Source organism: Bacteroidia bacterium (genome assembly GCA_027493955.1).
In the GTDB taxonomy this organism is placed as follows: domain Bacteria; phylum Bacteroidota; class Ignavibacteria; order SZUA-365; family SZUA-365; genus JAOSJT01.
Window position 1 is genome coordinate 1988416 of sequence record JAOSJT010000001.1, and the last position, 19767, is coordinate 2008182.

General features: G+C 52.4%; 8 protein-coding genes and 3 CRISPR repeat arrays (1 of these 11 only partly in view). Of the genes, 7 read left to right on the forward strand and 1 reads right to left on the reverse strand.

The window, feature by feature from the left end; translation table 11 throughout:
* Positions 1–24 precede the first annotated feature (24 nt).
* The 4 genes from M5R41_07700 (at position 25) to M5R41_07715 (ending at position 8464) form a co-directional block, all read left to right on the forward strand.
* Positions 25–2154 carry a hypothetical protein gene (locus M5R41_07700; GenBank protein ID MCZ7556269.1) on the forward strand — a complete coding sequence of 710 codons (2130 nt, stop codon included), beginning with the start codon at positions 25–27 and terminating at the stop codon, positions 2152–2154.
* A 270-nt stretch (positions 2155–2424) separates the two neighbouring features.
* Positions 2425–3003 (forward strand): hypothetical protein, encoded by a 579-nt coding sequence (locus M5R41_07705; protein ID MCZ7556270.1) that lies wholly within the window; start codon positions 2425–2427, stop codon positions 3001–3003.
* Positions 3004–3044: 41 nt separating this feature from the next.
* Complete coding sequence (locus tag M5R41_07710) at positions 3045–5615, forward strand: hypothetical protein (GenBank protein ID MCZ7556271.1); 2571 nt, start codon at positions 3045–3047, stop codon at positions 5613–5615.
* A 617-nt stretch (positions 5616–6232) separates the two neighbouring features.
* Positions 6233–8464 carry a T9SS type A sorting domain-containing protein gene (locus M5R41_07715; GenBank protein MCZ7556272.1) on the forward strand — a complete coding sequence of 744 codons (2232 nt, stop codon included), beginning with the start codon at positions 6233–6235 and terminating at the stop codon, positions 8462–8464.
* A gap of 440 nt (positions 8465–8904) precedes the next feature.
* Here the strand turns inward: M5R41_07715 and M5R41_07720 are convergent, their stop codons facing one another.
* On the reverse strand, positions 8905–9243 hold the full coding sequence (locus M5R41_07720; GenBank protein MCZ7556273.1) for a hypothetical protein: 339 nt from the start codon (positions 9241–9243) through the stop codon (positions 8905–8907).
* 293 nt (positions 9244–9536) lie between these two features.
* Between M5R41_07720 and cas9 the strand changes: the two genes are divergently transcribed.
* The 3 genes from cas9 to cas2 are packed head-to-tail and all read left to right on the forward strand — an operon-like array spanning position 9537 to position 14003.
* Positions 9537–12794 carry a type II CRISPR RNA-guided endonuclease Cas9 gene (gene cas9, locus M5R41_07725; protein MCZ7556274.1) on the forward strand — a complete coding sequence of 1086 codons (3258 nt, stop codon included), beginning with the start codon at positions 9537–9539 and terminating at the stop codon, positions 12792–12794.
* Positions 12791–13684 carry a type II CRISPR-associated endonuclease Cas1 gene (gene cas1 / locus M5R41_07730; GenBank protein MCZ7556275.1) on the forward strand — a complete coding sequence of 298 codons (894 nt, stop codon included), beginning with the start codon at positions 12791–12793 and terminating at the stop codon, positions 13682–13684. Before cas9 ends, cas1 begins: the two co-directional genes overlap by 4 nt.
* Positions 13674–14003, forward strand: a complete 330-nt coding sequence (cas2, locus tag M5R41_07735) for a CRISPR-associated endonuclease Cas2 (protein ID MCZ7556276.1) — start codon at positions 13674–13676, stop codon at positions 14001–14003. The genes cas1 and cas2 overlap by 11 nt, the downstream gene beginning before the upstream one ends.
* Positions 14004–14334: 331 nt before the next feature.
* A CRISPR array of direct repeats spans positions 14335–17496; the repeat unit is 46 nt; unit sequence GCTGTTGCTACGATAACAAGATCAAGATTTGAAAGCAAACTACAAC.
* Positions 17497–17754: 258 nt separating this feature from the next.
* A CRISPR array of direct repeats spans positions 17755–18937; the repeat unit is 46 nt; unit sequence GCTGTTGCTACGATAACAAGATCAAGATTTGAAAGCAAACTACAAC.
* Positions 18938–18967: 30 nt separating this feature from the next.
* Positions 18968–19767: direct repeats of the CRISPR family, unit length 46 nt; unit sequence GCTGTTGCTACGATAACAAGATCAAGATTTGAAAGCAAACTACAAC (it continues 1601 nt past the right edge of the window).

Genomic DNA, 19767 nt, shown 5'->3' on the forward strand with positions numbered 1-19767 from the left:
ATGCTATCCAAGGATACACGCTTCATGACACGTCTTCTCTCTCATACTTTGCTTGTCCTCATCCTCACGGCCCTGCCTGCCTCGGCACAGTTCCAGGCGACGGACAGCACCGACGCTGAACAACCCTCCAACCACGACGCCCGGGTGATGCTTCTCGCAAAGAGAACGGACGAAGGTGTCGTGCTTCGATGGGCGCCGGACAAACCCGGTGCATTTCACATCCTCAACAGCTACGGCTATATCATCGAACGAGTACGTGTCAATGCGGACGGTTCGATCAGTGACGACGGTGTAAGCACGCTCACACCCGAACCTCTCCGCCCCTGGTCGTTGGATGAGTGGAAACGCCGCATTATGCAGGACACCTCGCAGATAGCCCTGGCGGTCGCGGCCCAGCTCATGCATGGCACCTTTTTCACGCCGCCGAAAAATCCGGATGATCAACTCGAAGTATTGCGTAACGGTGTACGCGATGCGGAAAACCGCTTTGGTTTCGCGCTCATGTTGGCGGATACTGACCCGCGTATCGCCGAGGGTATGGCGTTGCGCTTCGTGGACAGAGACGTGCGCAGCGGCGAACGTGTCGTGTACCGCATCATGCCGGCACAACAAGCCAAGGATTACAGCATCGACACTGCGGTGATTGTCGTGGAGGTGGGTGAAATCGAGAGCAATCCCGCACCACAGAACCTGCGCTTCATCAGCCACGATGGCAGCATTACACTGCAGTGGGATCAACACCCGCTGTCGCCCTACTCCGCCTGGCTCGTCGAGCGATCGGACGATGACGGCCGCTCGTGGTCCATTCGGACAAAGAATCCGCACATTATCGTCGCACCCGCGGGTGAGGAGCGCTCAATCACTCCCTCCTATCAGGACAACATCGCAGTCACGAATTACATACGCTACCGCTATCGCGTCCGCGGAATAAACGCCTTCGGTGAGCGCAGCGAAGCGGCGGAGGTAACAGCATGGTCTGCTGATCAACAAGGGCCCGGCGCTCCTGTGATACGCAAGGCAAAGCAGATCGCCAGGAACGGAGTGCTCCTCGAATGGGAAGCGGCCTCGGACGCACAGGATTTGCATGGGTATGTCGTCGCCCGGGCGGCGAATCCCAAAAGCGGAACGCCTTTCACACCACTGCATGAGGGTATTCTGTCTCCGGACACGCGGTTCTTCTTCGATAATGAGGCAAACGACCGAGCAGCGTGGTACTCCGTGACAGCCGTCGATACCGCTGGAAATAAAAGCGAATCCATCCGCACCTATGTGCAGATCATTGACTCGTTGCCACCTGCCGCGCCCACCGGGATTACGGCACGTGTGGACTCCGCCGGGCTCGTCACCATCCGTTGGACGCGCAACACCGAAGAGGATATCGACGGGTATCGAGTGCTCTGGGCCAATGACCTGTCCCATGAGTTCTCGCAGCTGACACCGCATATTCATCGGGACACGATGATCACCCATCAGATAACGCTTCAGACCTCCACCCCACACGTGTACTACAAGGTGCAGGCTGTGGATACGCGCTATATGCACTCCGAACCCTCCGCGGTTGTTGAAGTGCAGCGACCGGACATCCTCCCGCCGGATGCACCGGTGTTCACCGACGTGCGCGTCAGCGACGCGCAGGTCGAGCTGCAGTGGGCCCGCAGCGGCAGCGAGGATGTCCGCGCGCAACGGCTGGAGCGCAGGAGTACAGGATCAGACTGGCAGCTGATCGCCACACCCGATACAGCGACCGGCAGCTATGTTGACGTCGACATCGAACGCGGGACGGAATACGAATACCGCATCACCGCGATCGACGTCTCGGGACTCGAAGCGCACTGCCCACGCACCGTCCGGGGACGTCCCTACGATACGGGCGTGCGCGATGCCGTTCAGTCCTTGCATGCCGCATACGATGAAGCGCGTGGAAAAGTCATCGTGTCCTGGTCCTATCCCGCCGCCCCCAGGGAGGATTACTGGTTCGTGATTTACCGCGGGGTCGGAAATGAAACACCACAACAGTATACAACCGCCTCGCATGACAGCAGCGAATGGTCGGAACCTGTTCGTCCCGGCGAGACGTATCACTATGCGGTGCGCGTCAAATCCGGCAGCGGCGAATCGCGCATGTCGCCCGTCGCGTCGGTCACTATTCAATAAACTCCCACCTCACACATCCCCCGTTCAATCAGCGCATCCCCGGGTCGCTCCGGGGATGTTTATTTACCCCCCCGCACATCGCCCCGCACACTTTCCTCCGTCCCCTTTCCTCTTTACTCTTTACCCTTGACCCGAATTACTCTATTCGCACAGACTATACAAAACTGTACATCTATCCAGTTGATCACGCTGGGGTGATTATATATTTTTTATTTGTCATTCAATCGACGTGAACACACAGTATTATACAATCAGAATTGGAGAACATCCATGTATTTCCCGTTGAGCACCGTTCATGTACCCATGCGACGCGCGGTCGTCGCCTTGTTTCTACCGACCGCTTTCGTGCTTATGTCGCACTGCGTACCGGCGCAGCAGGCACGGCTTATCCGTCATGTGATCCCCGCCGCAGGGGTTATCGGCACCGCTATCCGGGCGAGTATCGGACAGACCGTCATCGGAGCGGCCGGGAATGCGCAGCGCGGCGGCGCTCTCGGGTTCTGGGCCGCCGGAGGGCGCTCCACCACGTCCGCAACCTCGCCTCCGCTGCGTCCCGTGGATTTGCACGTGCGGGTTTCCCCCAATCCCTTTCATACGCAGACGACGCTGCACATTGATATGCCTTTCGAAGGCGATGCTCATGCAGACATCCTTGATGCGTCGGGTCGCGTTGTTTCTTCATTCCGCCTCCCCGGCCTCGCGCAAGGATCGCGCAGTGTTACGTGGGATGCACGTGACCGCGCCGGGGCGGTGCTGCCTTCCGGGACGTACCGGCTTCTGTTCACTGCGGCGGACACGCACAGCCGCAGTATCAGCAGGACTTCGGTGCTTCTCGTTCTCGTACGATAACAGATTTCACTCATTGTATAACACGTCCAAGGAAGTATTCCATGCGTCAGTATATCTTCTTCTCTCTCATCCTTCTCTCCGCTCTGCTCTGCTCGCCTGACATTCTCGCGCAGGTGCCGCGTACCATCAGCGTTCAGGGCGTCCTCGTGGATGCGTCGAATTCCCCGTTGCCGGACGGGCAGCATCAGATCCGGATCTCCCTCTATTCCTCAGCCAACGGCGGCTCCCCGGTGTACACCGACATGCAGTCCACGACACTGAAGGACGGACTGTTCAACCTGGTCATCGGCAACACGACACCCATTCCACAGAATCTGAACTTCGACACACAGTACTTTCTCGGTATAAGTGTGGACGGCGGACCTGAAATGACACCGCGCACTCCGTTCACGTCCGTGCCCTATGCGCTGCATTCCGCTCGGGCCACGAACGCCGATGTAGCCGACGCCCTCGCGCCGGGCGCCGATGGCGTTGTCGGGTCCATCAACGGTCTGGATGGTGACATCGTCATTCAGGGCGATGGCGGAACCACAGTTACCAAAAACGGCAATACCATCGTCATTACATCCACCGGCGGCAGCGCGAACGGCATAGCGGGCGTCCAGAATAATGACGGGACGCTCGACATCGCCAATCCCACCGGGCCTGTCGCCACGCTTGGCATTGCGGATCAATCCATTGGGAGCACAAAACTCAAGACGGACGCGGTAACATCGGAGAAGATATTCGCCGAAGCCGTTACGACACCGAAGCTCGCCGATGCCGCGGTGCGCACGGAGAAAGTCATGGACGGCGCGATCACCACAGCGAAACTGAACGACGAAGCCGTCACGCACGCAAAACTCGCCGACGACGCCGTGGGGACGTCCAAGCTACACGACAATGCCGTCACATCCATGAAACTTGCGGAAGCTTCCGTAACGACAGCCAAGATTGCGGACAATGCCGTTACCGCGGCAAAGATCGCGAACGACGCGGTGACAACGAACAAGCTTGCCGATGAGTCGGTCAGCAACGCGAAAATTGCGCCTGGCGCAGTATCGCTGGATAAACTTGCGACGAGCGGCGCACAGGATGGCCAGGTGCCGATGTTCAATGCCGGCAGTATCAATTGGGCCGATCTTCCTGCGGGAAATGGGAACGGGAGTGGTTTCTCTATTCCGTACGCCGATACCATGAATCACTGGAAACCAGCCATCTTCGTTGATAATCTCGGTGGCGATGGTTTGACCGCCCGCGCCATTCCCGGCCGCAATGCCATACGCGGCATCGTGAGTAATGCCGGCGCGTCGTTTTACCTTGATGCGGGAGTGGCAGGATACGCAATAGACGGACGCGGAGTGGGAGGCACATCGAAGAACGGCGCAGGTGTCGAAGGTTCCTCCGATTTCGGCAATGGCGGGAAATTCACGATCGGTTTCGCCAACAACAGTGCCGCCGCCGTCTACGCGACGACGTCAGGCAGCGGCAACGCAGTATATGCGCGGACCAATTCCTCGAGCGGCACCGCCGCCGCCATCGAAGGCGTCACACAGTCCGCCGACGCGCTCGCAGCCGGCGTCCTCGGACGTGCTGCTGCGACGCAGAGCGCGGCGACGTATGGTGTACGTGGAATAAACAGCAGTGTGAGCGAGTACGGTGCGGGTGTGTATGGCACGCATGCCGGCAGTGGTATCGGCGTTGAAGGGAAAAGCTCCGGAGGTATAGGTGTCTATGGCGAAAGCAAGGGCTATCCCGGAGTAAAGGGTTTCAGTGAAACCGGCTATGGCGCCGAGGGATACAGCAAGGGCAATGCGGGTGTGCTCGGCAGCTCGGAAAGCAACGCCGGAGTCAAAGGCTTCAGCATCACCGCGGCAGGTGTGGAGGGGAGCAGTACACAGGGACCAGGTGTGCGCGCGTATGCAAATGCGAACAGTCCCGCAGTCCTCAGCCTCAGTGCCTCGGCACAGCCGGCCCTGCGCGCGGACAATACGAACGTCGGAACGGGCGTGATGGCGAACACTACCACCGGTGTCGCTGTGTGGGGTTACGCTACCTCCGGTGTGGGTGTTCGTGCGTACAGCGGGACCGAGAATATCATCGAAGCGCATGGCGCCGGAGGAATGTTCGGCAATCTGCGATTCCGCGTCCTGCAGGACGGCAACGTGCGCTGCGACGGCGCTTTCACCGGAGGCGGCGCTGATGTCGCCGAGGCCTTCGATTTCGAGGGGAAGCGCGATCAGTATGAGGCCGGTGATGTGCTTATCGTGTCAACACACAGTGACCGCAAAGTCATGAAATCCACGACCGCGTATTCCACTGCGGTTGCGGGTGTCTATGCCACAAAGCCCGGCGTCCTGCTTGCTCCCTACGATGCCGAGGAGGATCTGGGGCAATACATTCCCATGGGCATGATGGGTGTCATCCCCACCAAGGTCACGACGGAGAATGGTCCCATACGTCGCGGAGATCTGCTGGTCACCGCCTCGACTCCGGGCCATGCGATGAAGGCATCTCCTGTCGTCGTAGGAGGCATCGGCGTGTATCCCACCGGTGCAATTATCGGCAAAGCTCTGCAAAATTTCGACGGCAGCGGCAGCGGTCTGATCGAAGTTCTGGTTAATGTAAAGTAGCCGATCCCGTCGAGAGAGCGGAAAGGGCAGGAGCGGCGGCTCCTTCCCTTTCCGTTGTTCTGTACTATACCAGCTCCCGAACCGTTCGGGGCAAAACGTAGATCGCGTCGGTCACTGTACACTCGCCCCGTACAGGAGAGAAATCGTGATGGCCTACCCTATCCCGGTCTCCGTCGCGTTCCGCATGTTCATTTCCTGAACGTTTAGTCGCTCTGCCTGTGGCGAACGATGTGGAATTCGCGGCATCTTCTGTCGGAGCGAGTGAAAACGCGTTGTATCGCGGCTCCCTCTATCGCTGTGTTTACCGCTACTATGCGAAATACAACGCACCGGAGTGCGCATACGCATTTGCAGACCTTTCGAATTGCTGATGACCTGCATTTCCTCCCTCCAATGCGTGCATGGAAACGGCGAAGCGGTGCTGCCACGCGCATCAGTGTACCAACAGACGTGTCATTCCGCTTTACTGAGTCACCGACATTTTCCACGGTAGGAGCATAAAAAGACAAGCGCTTTTGTGACTTAGTCACAGAAGATGTTTCAGGGTATCGGTACTTTCCTTGAAACTTGAAATACTATGCGCCGCATACGGCGTATGAAATAGAGATGGAGGTCTCATGCATTTCAGATACATCCCCGTGCTACTGTTATTGGTCTGCCTTCCCCACACAGGGACGGCTGCGACGCATACTATCGTTGATGCAGGGTTGTCCTTCAGTCCGGCAACGTTGAACATCAACGTCGGCGATACGGTCGTCTTCTCCCTTGCCACCATGCACAATGCCGTCGAAGTATCGCAGACGACATGGAACAATAACGGCAACACCTCCAACGGTGGGTTCAACCTTCCGTTTGGCGGTGGTACGGTCATCTTCCCCGTCGCGGGCACGTATTACTACGTTTGCGCACCGCATGCGGGCGCCGGTATGAAAGGCATCATCAATGTGGTACTCACCACCGTCACCACGGGCAGTATCACCCCCACCACCCTGTGCAAGGGTGCGGCGATTCAAGTGCCCTTTACCGCCACCGGATCGTTCGGCGTCGGCAACATTTTCACGGCGCAACTCTCCGATGCGGGCGGTAGCTTCGCCGCTCCGACCAACATCGGCACTCTGGCAGCGACCACGTCCGGACAGATTACCGCTACCGTGCCAACGGGAGCGTCAACAGGCAATGGGTATCGGATTCGCGTCGTCTCTTCAAGCCCCGCAGTGATCGGTACCAACAACGGTAGCGATCTCAATATCGTAGATGCCGTCACTGCGCAAATCACCCCTGCCGGTGTAACCACATTCTGCGAGGGCGACGACGTAACGCTGAACGCAAATACCGGTACAGGATACACATATATCTGGAAACGCAACGGCACGGTTATTCCTGGTGCAACCGCGGACAGCTACGTTGCAGCCCTTGCGGGTTTGTATACCGTGGAAGTGTCCAACGGCTCCTGCACGGCGACCTCCGCCGCTGTACGTGTCACCGTGATTCCCTCCGATCCCACAACGCTCACCTGGGTGGGCAGCGTCAGCACGGATTGGGCGACCCCGGGTAATTGGGATAATCCCTGCGCCATACCCACTGCCGGCGATACTGTCATCATCGGTCCGGGAACAGTTCTTCCGACAGGCATTCCGGCGGTCGCGCTCAACAGACTGACCTTGAACAACAGTACCGGCATCGCGCTGTCCAATGATCTCCATATCAGTGGCAACCTCACTCTGATGAGCGGCACGATCACTCTCAACAACGCCCACCTGTCGTTCGGAGCCACCGCGAGTATCACCGGGGGAACAGCGACAAGTTTTATCGTCACCAACGGGCTCGGCGAACTCCGGCAGGCGGGAATTGGCAGCGGCGGACGCAGTGGGACGATTCTCTTCCCCATCGGACCGAATACAAACACCTATACACCCGTACAGATCATGAATTCCAGCACACAGGATGAATTCCGCGTCCGTACGCGCGCGGAAGTCCTGTCAGGAGGAAGCAGCGGCAGCCAGCTCACTATGGATGTCGTCGGTATCACATGGTTGATCGAGGAGGCCTCAGCGGGAGGCAGCAACGCGACACTGACCTTCCAATGGAACAGTGGAGACGAGCTCGGTTCCTTCGATCGCGGCGCCTGTTACGTCGGGCATCATGACGGTGCGGATTGGATCGCGCTGCAAAGCCCCGGCGCCGCAGGCGGAAGCGGACCCTACAACAGAGTCGTCACCGGAGTAACCAGCTTCTCTCCCTTCGCCATCGGGGATGGTGATTCTCCGCTGCCTGTGGAGTTCCGCTCCTTTACCGCGGATGTGCATGGAAGCAGTGTCTCCCTTCGCTGGGAAACCGCAAGCGAAGTCAACAATCTCGGCTTCGAGGTGGAACGCCGCCTTGCCGGGAGCCCGGAGTGGGCGACGATTTCCTTCATCCCGAGCGCCGCTGCCCCAGGTGCCGGCCACGGGTACGTCTATCACGATCATCCACCGGTACAGGGGCAATGGCTGTATCGGTTGCGTCAGATCGATGTTGACGGCACGGCAGCCTATTCAAGTGTCGTCACCGCATCCGTCACGTCCTCGTTGACCGGATTGGTCATCGAGAGCGTCTATCCAAATCCGCTCCGCAACACCGCAACGTCGGAAATACTCGTTCGATTCCGTACCGACGCACCGGGAACCGCCAGTATCACCCTGCATGATATGCTGGGACGGCAGATCGCCAGGGTATTCTCCGGAGTGGCCATGAACAACGGCAGCACGACGGTACGCTTCGATGCGGCTTCGCTCGCAACGGGCATCTATATGCTGCGCCTCGAGCAGGAGAACCGCGCGACCGCGGCAAAACTTGTCATCCGAAACTGAGTCATTCCGCATACGCGGCGCTCATCCGGGACGTCCCGATACTCAAAAGAGATCGGGGCGTTCTTTTTTGTGCCTTGCCGTAACCGGTGCATGCAGCGCCCGGACATGCTCCCCACTGATCAGGCGGCGACACAGGAATGCGGCTGCCACCTCTCTAAAAAATTCCTCTGCGCCTCTGCACCTTTGCGTTATCTTCTCCCCGCCTTCGCGATGCCGACGCCAAAAAAAAAGCGGGAGACCGAATCCCCCGCTTTCACGCGCTTCAACTGATATTCGCGAATCAGCCGATAACCAGCTTGATACCGATGATGACCAGACCGGCGACGATGGCGCCGAGCATGATCATAAGACCGAGGGGCAGGCCCTTCGCGGTCTGCGTGTCTTCAGACATAATACTACTCCGTCGTGTACTGTGAAGAAATTCGTGTGTTGAACGATATTCAGCAGAGTACCGGAGGAGCCCTTGGAGGGATGAGTGCGTGTTCCGGCGGGGAGGGGCGTTGCGGAGTTTCGCGACACCAAAGCACGGTAACGCCGTGGCGCGGTGCCGGCGCGACAATTCGTGGAATGTTGCGCAGCTGCCGCTTCGACTGTACAACCGTGGCCGACTGAAGCGGACGTTTACGGCTTTCGGTCTCGGAATTCTGAATGGGGAGGGCGAGCGGTACGGCGACTATGGAATACTCCCCCGTCCAGGATCGCGTTTCGCGCATGGGCAAGAACAGCGTCGCAAGGACGCTGCACATGAGCACAGTTACTATGGCGACTCGGCGTACCATATTGGAAGATCGGCAACAGCACCGTGAATGGCAAGGGAAATCGGTCCGCCGCATTACTGGCTCTCCCGTTGCAAAAGTCATGCTATTGCTTTCTTGAATATAAAGGCGTATTATCCGCTACTTGATTGGAACAAAGAGGATCGCCTAATCCCACCGGTAGTACTTCAAGCAAATAAAAAGCCCCTGAAGAACAGGGGCGAGGCGTGAAGCCTACAGAATAATCTTTATTGTAGTAAGCTTTCGCAGTAAACATACAAGAACTCCAATACAATGTCAAGCACAGGAGATGGGCAATGGGAAAAACGTTAGGACTCGATCTCGGTACAAATTCCGTTGGCTGGTGTTTGGTCGAAGACGGAAAGCAGATCATAGCATCAGGAGTACGGATTTTCCCCGTCGGAGTAAAGGAAGATGACTACGTCAAGCAAGGGAAGGAGGTCTCTAAAAATGTTGACCGGCGCATAGCGCGTGGTATCCGGAGACGCAGACACCGATATCTCCTGCGAAGAGCGAGACTTATTGCCCTGCTCGAAAAACACAACATGATGCCTGTGCTCGGTGCGGTCGGGACGCGGAAACTCTATGAACTCAGACGTACAGCTCTGGACAAGAAAATCCCGCTTGCTGACCTCGGCCGCATACTGCTGATGCTGAACAAACGCCGCGGTTTTAAAAGCAACAGAAAAACTGCCGTGAGCGATGATGCAAAGAAGGAGGAAGGTGTCGTCAAGGAAGCCATTGGCAAGCTTAAACGTGACATCGAGGAAACGGGCTGCCGAACTGTCGGAGAATATTTCGCGACCCTCTTCGATGCGACAGACGAGCAAAAACGCTGGCATAACAGCGACGAGCCGATCGAGCGTATTCGTGGGCGATTCGTCGACAGGTCCATGTACCAGCAGGAATTCGATCTTATTTGGGCGAAGCAGTCACGTTATTATCCCAGCATCCTCACTGACGATCTCCGACACGAAATTCGCGACAAGGTGATTTATTTTCAGCGTCCACTGAAATCGCAGAAAGGTACTATCGGCCGTTGCCGTTACGAGCCATCAAAGCGATGCGCGCCGAAAAGTGGGTTTGATTTCCAGGAATTCCGCATATGGCAGCAACTGGGCGCCGTGCGGTATGATCTTGGTACCGAGCTGAATCAACCGCTCACTCTTGAGCAAAAAGTGCTTCTCGCGGAATACCTGGCCGAGAATCCAAAGCTGACACGTACGAAAGCCCGCACCATCCTCCGCCTGCCGGCAAGCGTACAATTCAATGATGTTTTCGATTTGCTAGGGAACACTACCGCCGCGCGACTGAAAGAGGCGATTGGCGAAAATACCTACGAGGCACTCTCAGAGGACGCCATGCGTGAGCTGTGGCACATCATTTCCTTCTGCGATGATGACGAGAAAATGCAGGCGATAATCGAGCGGAAGATTTCCAGGCGTGTTCTTCCTGCACTGAATCCGGAGCAGATAGAGAACATAATCAACACGAAGTTCGAAGATGGTTACGGCAATCTCTCCACAAAGGCTATCCGGAAGCTTCTACCCCACCTCCGCAGTGACATGAATATGTACGACGCGGCGGTCGCCGCCGGCTATGGGGGTGTCGGTCCTGGAACAAAAAAAATACGTGAGCTCGATAAAATCCCGCCATTGAAGCCGAATGAACTGCGGAATCCGATTGTCCAGCAGATTCTTACCGAGACCTTCAAAGTCGTTAATGCGCTTGTTCGGGAGTACGGTAAACCGGACATGATTCGCGTAGAAATGGCACGATCATTGAAAAAGCCGAAAAAACTCCGCGAAGAGGCGCGATACAAAGCACAGGTCAAGCAGCTACAGCGTGAGGAGTATGCAGAGCTGCTCAGCAAGCACTTCAAGCGTCGTATCTATGCCAACGATCCCGAAATTCGGAAGTACGAACTATGGCTCGAGATGGGCTGCAAGGATGCGGGATTGAACGATATCGAAAGCTTTTTCCGAAACGGGAAGATTCGTGATGCCGTGAAATACAGACTATGGAAGGAATGCGACAGAATTTCCCCATACAGCGGAAAAACAATTTCCTTGCGAAGGCTCTTCAGCGCCGAAATCGAGATAGAGCATATCCTGCCTTACAGCAGGACAATGAACAACGAATTCACCAATCTGTCGCTGTGCGAGTCAGACATCAATCGGAGGAAGGGCAATCAGCTCCCCTATCATTTCTTCGCGTCCTTGGGCCCACGTGAACTTGAGAAATTCAAGGAAAGAGTGGCGCAGTTCCGCGGCATCAAGCGGCACCGCTTCCTCATGACGGAAATCCCGGAAGATTTCCTAAACAGCCAGCTCACGAACACGAGTTATGCTGCAAGGGAAGCAATGGAGCGGCTCGAAACGCTGCTCCCGCCTGTTATGAACGACGATGGGACCTGGCACCCTCGCGTACAGGTCATGAACGGGCAGGCCACATCCAACTTGCGCAGATTATGGGGCCTGAATTCAATCCTTTCAAACGACGAAAATCCGGTCAAGAACCGGGGCGACCATCGACATCACGCAGTGGACGCGCTCGTCATTGCCTGCACCACACCAAGAATCACACACGATCTCGCACGGTACAGTCAGTTCAACGAACTCAGCGATCTCAGCAACGAACACATAAAAGCGCCATGGCGCAGTTTCCGCACGGACGCCGAGAAAGTGATCCACGGTATCATTATCTCACTTCGCAATGACAAACGGTTGGTATCCCGGAAACCCAACAGTATCAAGGTCAAAGCCGGTAAAAAACATCCGGATGGGAAGCTTCGCCAGACGACAGTCTCGATTCGCGGACGACTGCATGAAGAAACGCTGTACGGAAAAATTCAGCAGGGGGGCGAGGATGTGTTTGTCCACCGCAAACCAATAAACACATTCACGGATGGCAAGCAACTTGAGAAGGTTATAGACAAAAAAGTGCGTGAAGTACTTCAGAAACGTGTGGCGGAATTCGGCGGAAATGTCAAACAGGCCTTTTCCGATCTTGAGAACAATCCCGTGTACATGTACTCCAAAACCGGCAAGCGCGTGAAAATCAACAAGGTCCGGATAAAAGCGAGCGGACAGCAGCTAAAACTGTTGCGCGAAACCACGAACACCTGGGTTGATACCGGAAACAATTACGCCATCGCAATTTACGAAGACAAGGCAAGCGGTAAACGTTCGTTCGAAACAATCCCTTACTTTGAAGCTGTCCGCCGGACGCTTAGCGGTCAGAAAGTAGTGCGAGAGTCCTTCGAGGGTAAACCACTGATGCTCAGCCTGAAACAACGAGACATAGTTGTTCGTTATCATCAACACCCTGATGAAATACGCTGGGACGACATCGATGATCTTAGACCCCGATTGTACCGTGTTCGCAAATTCGATGTGAAAGGCATAATCTATCTGGACAATCTATACGCCTCCAAACTGGATGAAAAGGACCGTAACAGTCTCTTTTATGCAGTGACTCCGGGTACGATTAAAGTTATACCCTCACGAGTGAGCATCCTTGGAAAGCTAAGAACCGATAACAGTGATAGGTGAAGAGAACCATTGTCATAAGTCAACCATGCCGGATCAATATTTCGAATGATCAGTTGGTCTGTGCCAAGAGCGACGAGAGCACATTAAGTGTGTCGTTTGAGGATCTCGGGATTCTCCTTCTGGAGACATCTCAGTACATTATAACAGGTGCCGCATTGAGCAGACTGATGGAAGCGAAGGTTGCCGTTATAACTTGTACGGATAATCACCATCCTAATGGCTTGCTCCTCCCTCTCGCCGGAGGTGGCACGCACACGGAGGTACTGCGAACGCAGGTCGAGGCGAGTCAACCTCTCCGGAAACAACTTTGGAAGGTGACCGTCAAGGCCAAAATCAGCAACCAGGCGGTATTTTCGAAGCAATGGGGAGATCATGCCGATCCCCTCTTCCGCTGGTCCAAAAAGGTCCGCTCAGGCGATCCTGATAATTACGAAGCCCGCGCAGCTTCCTGGTACTGGAAACGCTTCCTCGGTAAGACACAGAAATTTCTGCGTGACCCCGAAGGCGATCCTCCGAACTCGCTACTCAACTATGGGTACGCGATTTTACGGGCAGCAATGGCCAGAGCGGTGGTTTCGTCTGGTCTGCACCCTTCGCTCGGCATTCACCACCGTAATCGCTACAATCCGTTTTGTCTGGCCGATGATTTGATGGAGCCCTATCGGCCCTTCGTGGATTCGATCGTGCGCGGCCTGTACTTTGAACAAGGCGAGCACTATCTCAGCAGAGATGCCAAAGCGGCCTTGTTGAGCGTCTTGACAGCTGATGTACTCATAGCAGGAAACAGGCGCCCCCTGCTCCTCGCCATGAGCATGAGCAGCAGCTCACTCGCAGAGTGCTACGCCGAGAAATCCGCATCACTTACCTTCCCCACGCCTCATGAGAATTGACGAGTATCGGATCATGTGGGTACTGGTTTTTTTCGATTTACCCACGGAAACAGCCGCTGAACGAAAGGCCTACGCGGATTTCCGGAAGAAGCTCATGAAAGATGGTTTCGAAATGTTCCAGTTTTCCATCTATCTCCGACATTGCATGAGTCAGGAGAATGCCGATGTCCACACAAAGCGCGTCAAAAGCTTTCTCCCGCCACGCGGGAAAGTCGGTATCCTCAGAATCACCGACAAACAGTTTGGGATGATGGAAATTTTTTACGAGGCGAAGCCCAGGGCGGTAAAAGCACCTCCGCAACAACTCGAATTTTTCTGATTCCGCAACCGTAGTCTGGATAGGAGACGGAATTTTCGCCACTAAAACGCTTGTGTAAATGCATCCTAAGTCATTTATTTTCAATGACTTAAGGAACAATAAGCTGTTGCTACGATAACAAGATCAAGATTTGAAAGCAAACTACAACTTGCTGTCACAGACAGTCCACAGCCCCGCGGCTGTTGCTACGATAACAAGATCAAGATTTGAAAGCAAACTACAACAGTGTGTGCGAATATATTCAAGACTTTCATTGCTGTTGCTACGATAACAAGATCAAGATTTGAAAGCAAACTACAACTCTCGGCTATCCTTGCTGTATCGCATACGCGCTGTTGCTACGATAACAAGATCAAGATTTGAAAGCAAACTACAACCTCCAGCAGGGCAATCGCCCGTTCGGCCTGGCTGTTGCTACGATAACAAGATCAAGATTTGAAAGCAAACTACAACCTCTGCCTCGTAAACATCCGGAGCGCATTTTGCTGTTGCTACGATAACAAGATCAAGATTTGAAAGCAAACTACAACAGGCATTGCATTTGATGTGCATGGTGTGCCGCTGTTGCTACGATAACAAGATCAAGATTTGAAAGCAAACTACAACGGATAGAGCTTGTCGATGTTGCTACGCAGCGCTGTTGCTACGATAACAAGATCAAGATTTGAAAGCAAACTACAACAACACGACCTCGACCTCGTTCGCGCTGCGGCTGTTGCTACGATAACAAGATCAAGATTTGAAAGCAAACTACAACTTTCCACATTGTCCAGGCGAGCCCGGCTTCGCTGTTGCTACGATAACAAGATCAAGATTTGAAAGCAAACTACAACTGCCTGATACATCGGGGTCAATGCGGTGGAGCTGTTGCTACGATAACAAGATCAAGATTTGAAAGCAAACTACAACCTGCTTGCGCGAATGTTTCGTCGCCGTTATGCTGTTGCTACGATAACAAGATCAAGATTTGAAAGCAAACTACAACGCGTACTGTCAATCGTGACGTTGCCGCCGAGCTGTTGCTACGATAACAAGATCAAGATTTGAAAGCAAACTACAACCGGAAAGCGTCCACAACGATATCCTTCACGGCTGTTGCTACGATAACAAGATCAAGATTTGAAAGCAAACTACAACGACCGCGCCGATGGTGTTCCACTGCGTTCCGCTGTTGCTACGATAACAAGATCAAGATTTGAAAGCAAACTACAACAGGATGCCAAACAGCTCCTGCACGCTCCGCGCTGTTGCTACGATAACAAGATCAAGATTTGAAAGCAAACTACAACCCGGGACGCTGGGTGCCGCTCAGGAAGCGCGCTGTTGCTACGATAACAAGATCAAGATTTGAAAGCAAACTACAACTCGCGGATCGACGGGATGCGGAACGTCACGGCTGTTGCTACGATAACAAGATCAAGATTTGAAAGCAAACTACAACTCACGCGCGCTGGTACGCATCATCTGCTGTGCTGTTGCTACGATAACAAGATCAAGATTTGAAAGCAAACTACAACCATCGAGACATTTGTGGCCTTGAATGTGGAGCTGTTGCTACGATAACAAGATCAAGATTTGAAAGCAAACTACAACTAAGACCAGAGCATATCCCAACGCTCCTCTGCTGTTGCTACGATAACAAGATCAAGATTTGAAAGCAAACTACAACTAACGCTAAACTGCGCCGTCACCATCTTAAGCTGTTGCTACGATAACAAGATCAAGATTTGAAAGCAAACTACAACAAACGGTCGCTCAGAGCGACGCGCGGCTGCGCTGTTGCTACGATAACAAGATCAAGATTTGAAAGCAAACTACAACCAAGAATCGCGGAGTAAGCAAGATCGCCAGCGCTGTTGCTACGATAACAAGATCAAGATTTGAAAGCAAACTACAACCTGCAACTCCGCGTACAGCTCGGACTCGCGGCTGTTGCTACGATAACAAGATCAAGATTTGAAAGCAAACTACAACATCTCGTCGCGCTTGGGCTGCAACTCCATGGCTGTTGCTACGATAACAAGATCAAGATTTGAAAGCAAACTACAACCATTGGTGGATGACGGGCACGTTTCTTCCGCTGTTGCTACGATAACAAGATCAAGATTTGAAAGCAAACTACAACTGATCTTCGCCAGGTCCTCGCCGGGTTTGAGCTGTTGCTACGATAACAAGATCAAGATTTGAAAGCAAACTACAACTGGGGCGTCAACGGCATCATCATCAGTCACGCTGTTGCTACGATAACAAGATCAAGATTTGAAAGCAAACTACAACAACGCAGCGTATGCGCGGCACACAGCCGACTGCTGTTGCTACGATAACAAGATCAAGATTTGAAAGCAAACTACAACACGAAGCCCACGGGGTCGGTTGCTAGATTAGCTGTTGCTACGATAACAAGATCAAGATTTGAAAGCAAACTACAACCCGTGAGGAGAGCGGCTTATTCTTCGTCAGGCTGTTGCTACGATAACAAGATCAAGATTTGAAAGCAAACTACAACTAAAGGCGGGGGATTGTCATATCCAAGTATGCTGTTGCTACGATAACAAGATCAAGATTTGAAAGCAAACTACAACATGTAAACATGTTTTATCCTTATTGCTGTAGCTGTTGCTACGATAACAAGATCAAGATTTGAAAGCAAACTACAACTGACGGGCCAGATGGGTTCGGGTTCGGGTTGCTGTTGCTACGATAACAAGATCAAGATTTGAAAGCAAACTACAACTACTGCTCTTGCCTTGCGTAGCTTCGGCGCGCTGTTGCTACGATAACAAGATCAAGATTTGAAAGCAAACTACAACTCTTGATCCTGCTTCATCGCCAACCGCCACGCTGTTGCTACGATAACAAGATCAAGATTTGAAAGCAAACTACAACTTTCGTCCCTTGCGATTCGTCCGGCTTCACGCTGTTGCTACGATAACAAGATCAAGATTTGAAAGCAAACTACAACAGATGATTGCCGCACCTCATAAAAAAGACAGCTGTTGCTACGATAACAAGATCAAGATTTGAAAGCAAACTACAACTTTACTCGCTTGAGTTGTTGCATTCATCATGCTGTTGCTACGATAACAAGATCAAGATTTGAAAGCAAACTACAACCTGTTTGAATAAATGACCTTGCCTACAATAGCTGTTGCTACGATAACAAGATCAAGATTTGAAAGCAAACTACAACGGTTGCACTCTCTCTCCCAGCAAGTCACGAGCTGTTGCTACGATAACAAGATCAAGATTTGAAAGCAAACTACAACACGCCAGTACAACGTCTCGTCTCTGAGATTGCTGTTGCTACGATAACAAGATCAAGATTTGAAAGCAAACTACAACCGCCGTCGTGGTCTTCAATGGGGCCGTCTGCTGTTGCTACGATAACAAGATCAAGATTTGAAAGCAAACTACAACAAATGGTGGGAGATTGCTGTAATCGTGCTTGCTGTTGCTACGATAACAAGATCAAGATTTGAAAGCAAACTACAACTGATCAGCTCGATCGCGCGATTGTTCGGCTGCTGTTGCTACGATAACAAGATCAAGATTTGAAAGCAAACTACAACTGGTGCGCTGCTTTTGTTCAATACGCCTACGCTGTTGCTACGATAACAAGATCAAGATTTGAAAGCAAACTACAACTGGTGCGCTGCTTTTGTTCAATACGCCTACGCTGTTGCTACGATAACAAGATCAAGATTTGAAAGCAAACTACAACAAGACGCGGTGGAATTGTCCGGCACTGCCTGCTGTTGCTACGATAACAAGATCAAGATTTGAAAGCAAACTACAACAGTCCGGGTCCCACACCTGCACATACGTCGGCTGTTGCTACGATAACAAGATCAAGATTTGAAAGCAAACTACAACCGCCTGGTGGCATCGCCTTACCGCACGCGTGCTGTTGCTACGATAACAAGATCAAGATTTGAAAGCAAACTACAACCAATCAATATGAACACTACGCAGGCCAAGTGCTGTTGCTACGATAACAAGATCAAGATTTGAAAGCAAACTACAACAGATCGCCGCTTTCTCCGCATCGTCGCGGGGCTGTTGCTACGATAACAAGATCAAGATTTGAAAGCAAACTACAACCGAGCGATCAGGTTCTCATTGAAGTACGAAGCTGTTGCTACGATAACAAGATCAAGATTTGAAAGCAAACTACAACCGATTCGTTGTTGTGAACATACGCTATTTTGCTGTTGCTACGATAACAAGATCAAGATTTGAAAGCAAACTACAACAAGTCGGATATCTTGCCGGTAATCTCTAGTGCTGTTGCTACGATAACAAGATCAAGATTTGAAAGCAAACTACAACTGTCAGCACCTATTCCGGTAATGTTTGTAGCTGTTGCTACGATAACAAGATCAAGATTTGAAAGCAAACTACAACTCGGCGGTCCTTCTAATTGACCGTAGAAATGCTGTTGCTACGATAACAAGATCAAGATTTGAAAGCAAACTACAACGGCAACTGGTTGCTTCCCTCTTGTTTCCCTGCTGTTGCTACGATAACAAGATCAAGATTTGAAAGCAAACTACAACTCTTTGCGGTTCTTCCCTAATTCGTCAGTGGCTGTTGCTACGATAACAAGATCAAGATTTGAAAGCAAACTACAACTGATGCACAGAACGCCGAACCGAGAATGGTGCTGTTGCTACGATAACAAGATCAAGATTTGAAAGCAAACTACAACCCGGACTTGAACAGACGGATAATTGGACGGCTGTTGCTACGATAACAAGATCAAGATTTGAAAGCAAACTACAACATAATCTTCGATGGATCAAGCTCACAGATAGCTGTTGCTACGATAACAAGATCAAGATTTGAAAGCAAACTACAACACCACGGGGGCGCTAGACAAACGAAAGTAGCTGTTGCTACGATAACAAGATCAAGATTTGAAAGCAAACTACAACTCGGACGCCCGGGATAGTCCGGATTGCGCGGCTGTTGCTACGATAACAAGATCAAGATTTGAAAGCAAACTACAACGAGTACAGCGCGACTGTCGCGATGCGGATGGCTGTTGCTACGATAACAAGATCAAGATTTGAAAGCAAACTACAACTATGGATGTAAATGCCGCGCAAGCGCTTGGGCTGTTGCTACGATAACAAGATCAAGATTTGAAAGCAAACTACAACCGTCTTGATCCTGCTTCATCGCTAGTCGCCGCTGTTGCTACGATAACAAGATCAAGATTTGAAAGCAAACTACAACTATGGCGAGCAAAAGCCCTCCCGCGCTGGCGCTGTTGCTACGATAACAAGATCAAGATTTGAAAGCAAACTACAACAATCCGAGCCGTTTCGTTTCGGCTTTGATCGCTGTTGCTACGATAACAAGATCAAGATTTGAAAGCAAACTACAACATCCCGATGGAGAGACTGCGTACTCACTCAGCTGTTGCTACGATAACAAGATCAAGATTTGAAAGCAAACTACAACTAGTAGACAGCCAGGGCGGACTTCCACGGAGCTGTTGCTACGATAACAAGATCAAGATTTGAAAGCAAACTACAACACAATTCAGGAGAGTGCGAAATGTTGTATTGCTGTTGCTACGATAACAAGATCAAGATTTGAAAGCAAACTACAACACAATTCAGGAGAGTGCGAAATGTTGTATTGCTGTTGCTACGATAACAAGATCAAGATTTGAAAGCAAACTACAACAAGAGACAAAGCCGGGTTACCTTCGCGTCTGCTGTTGCTACGATAACAAGATCAAGATTTGAAAGCAAAC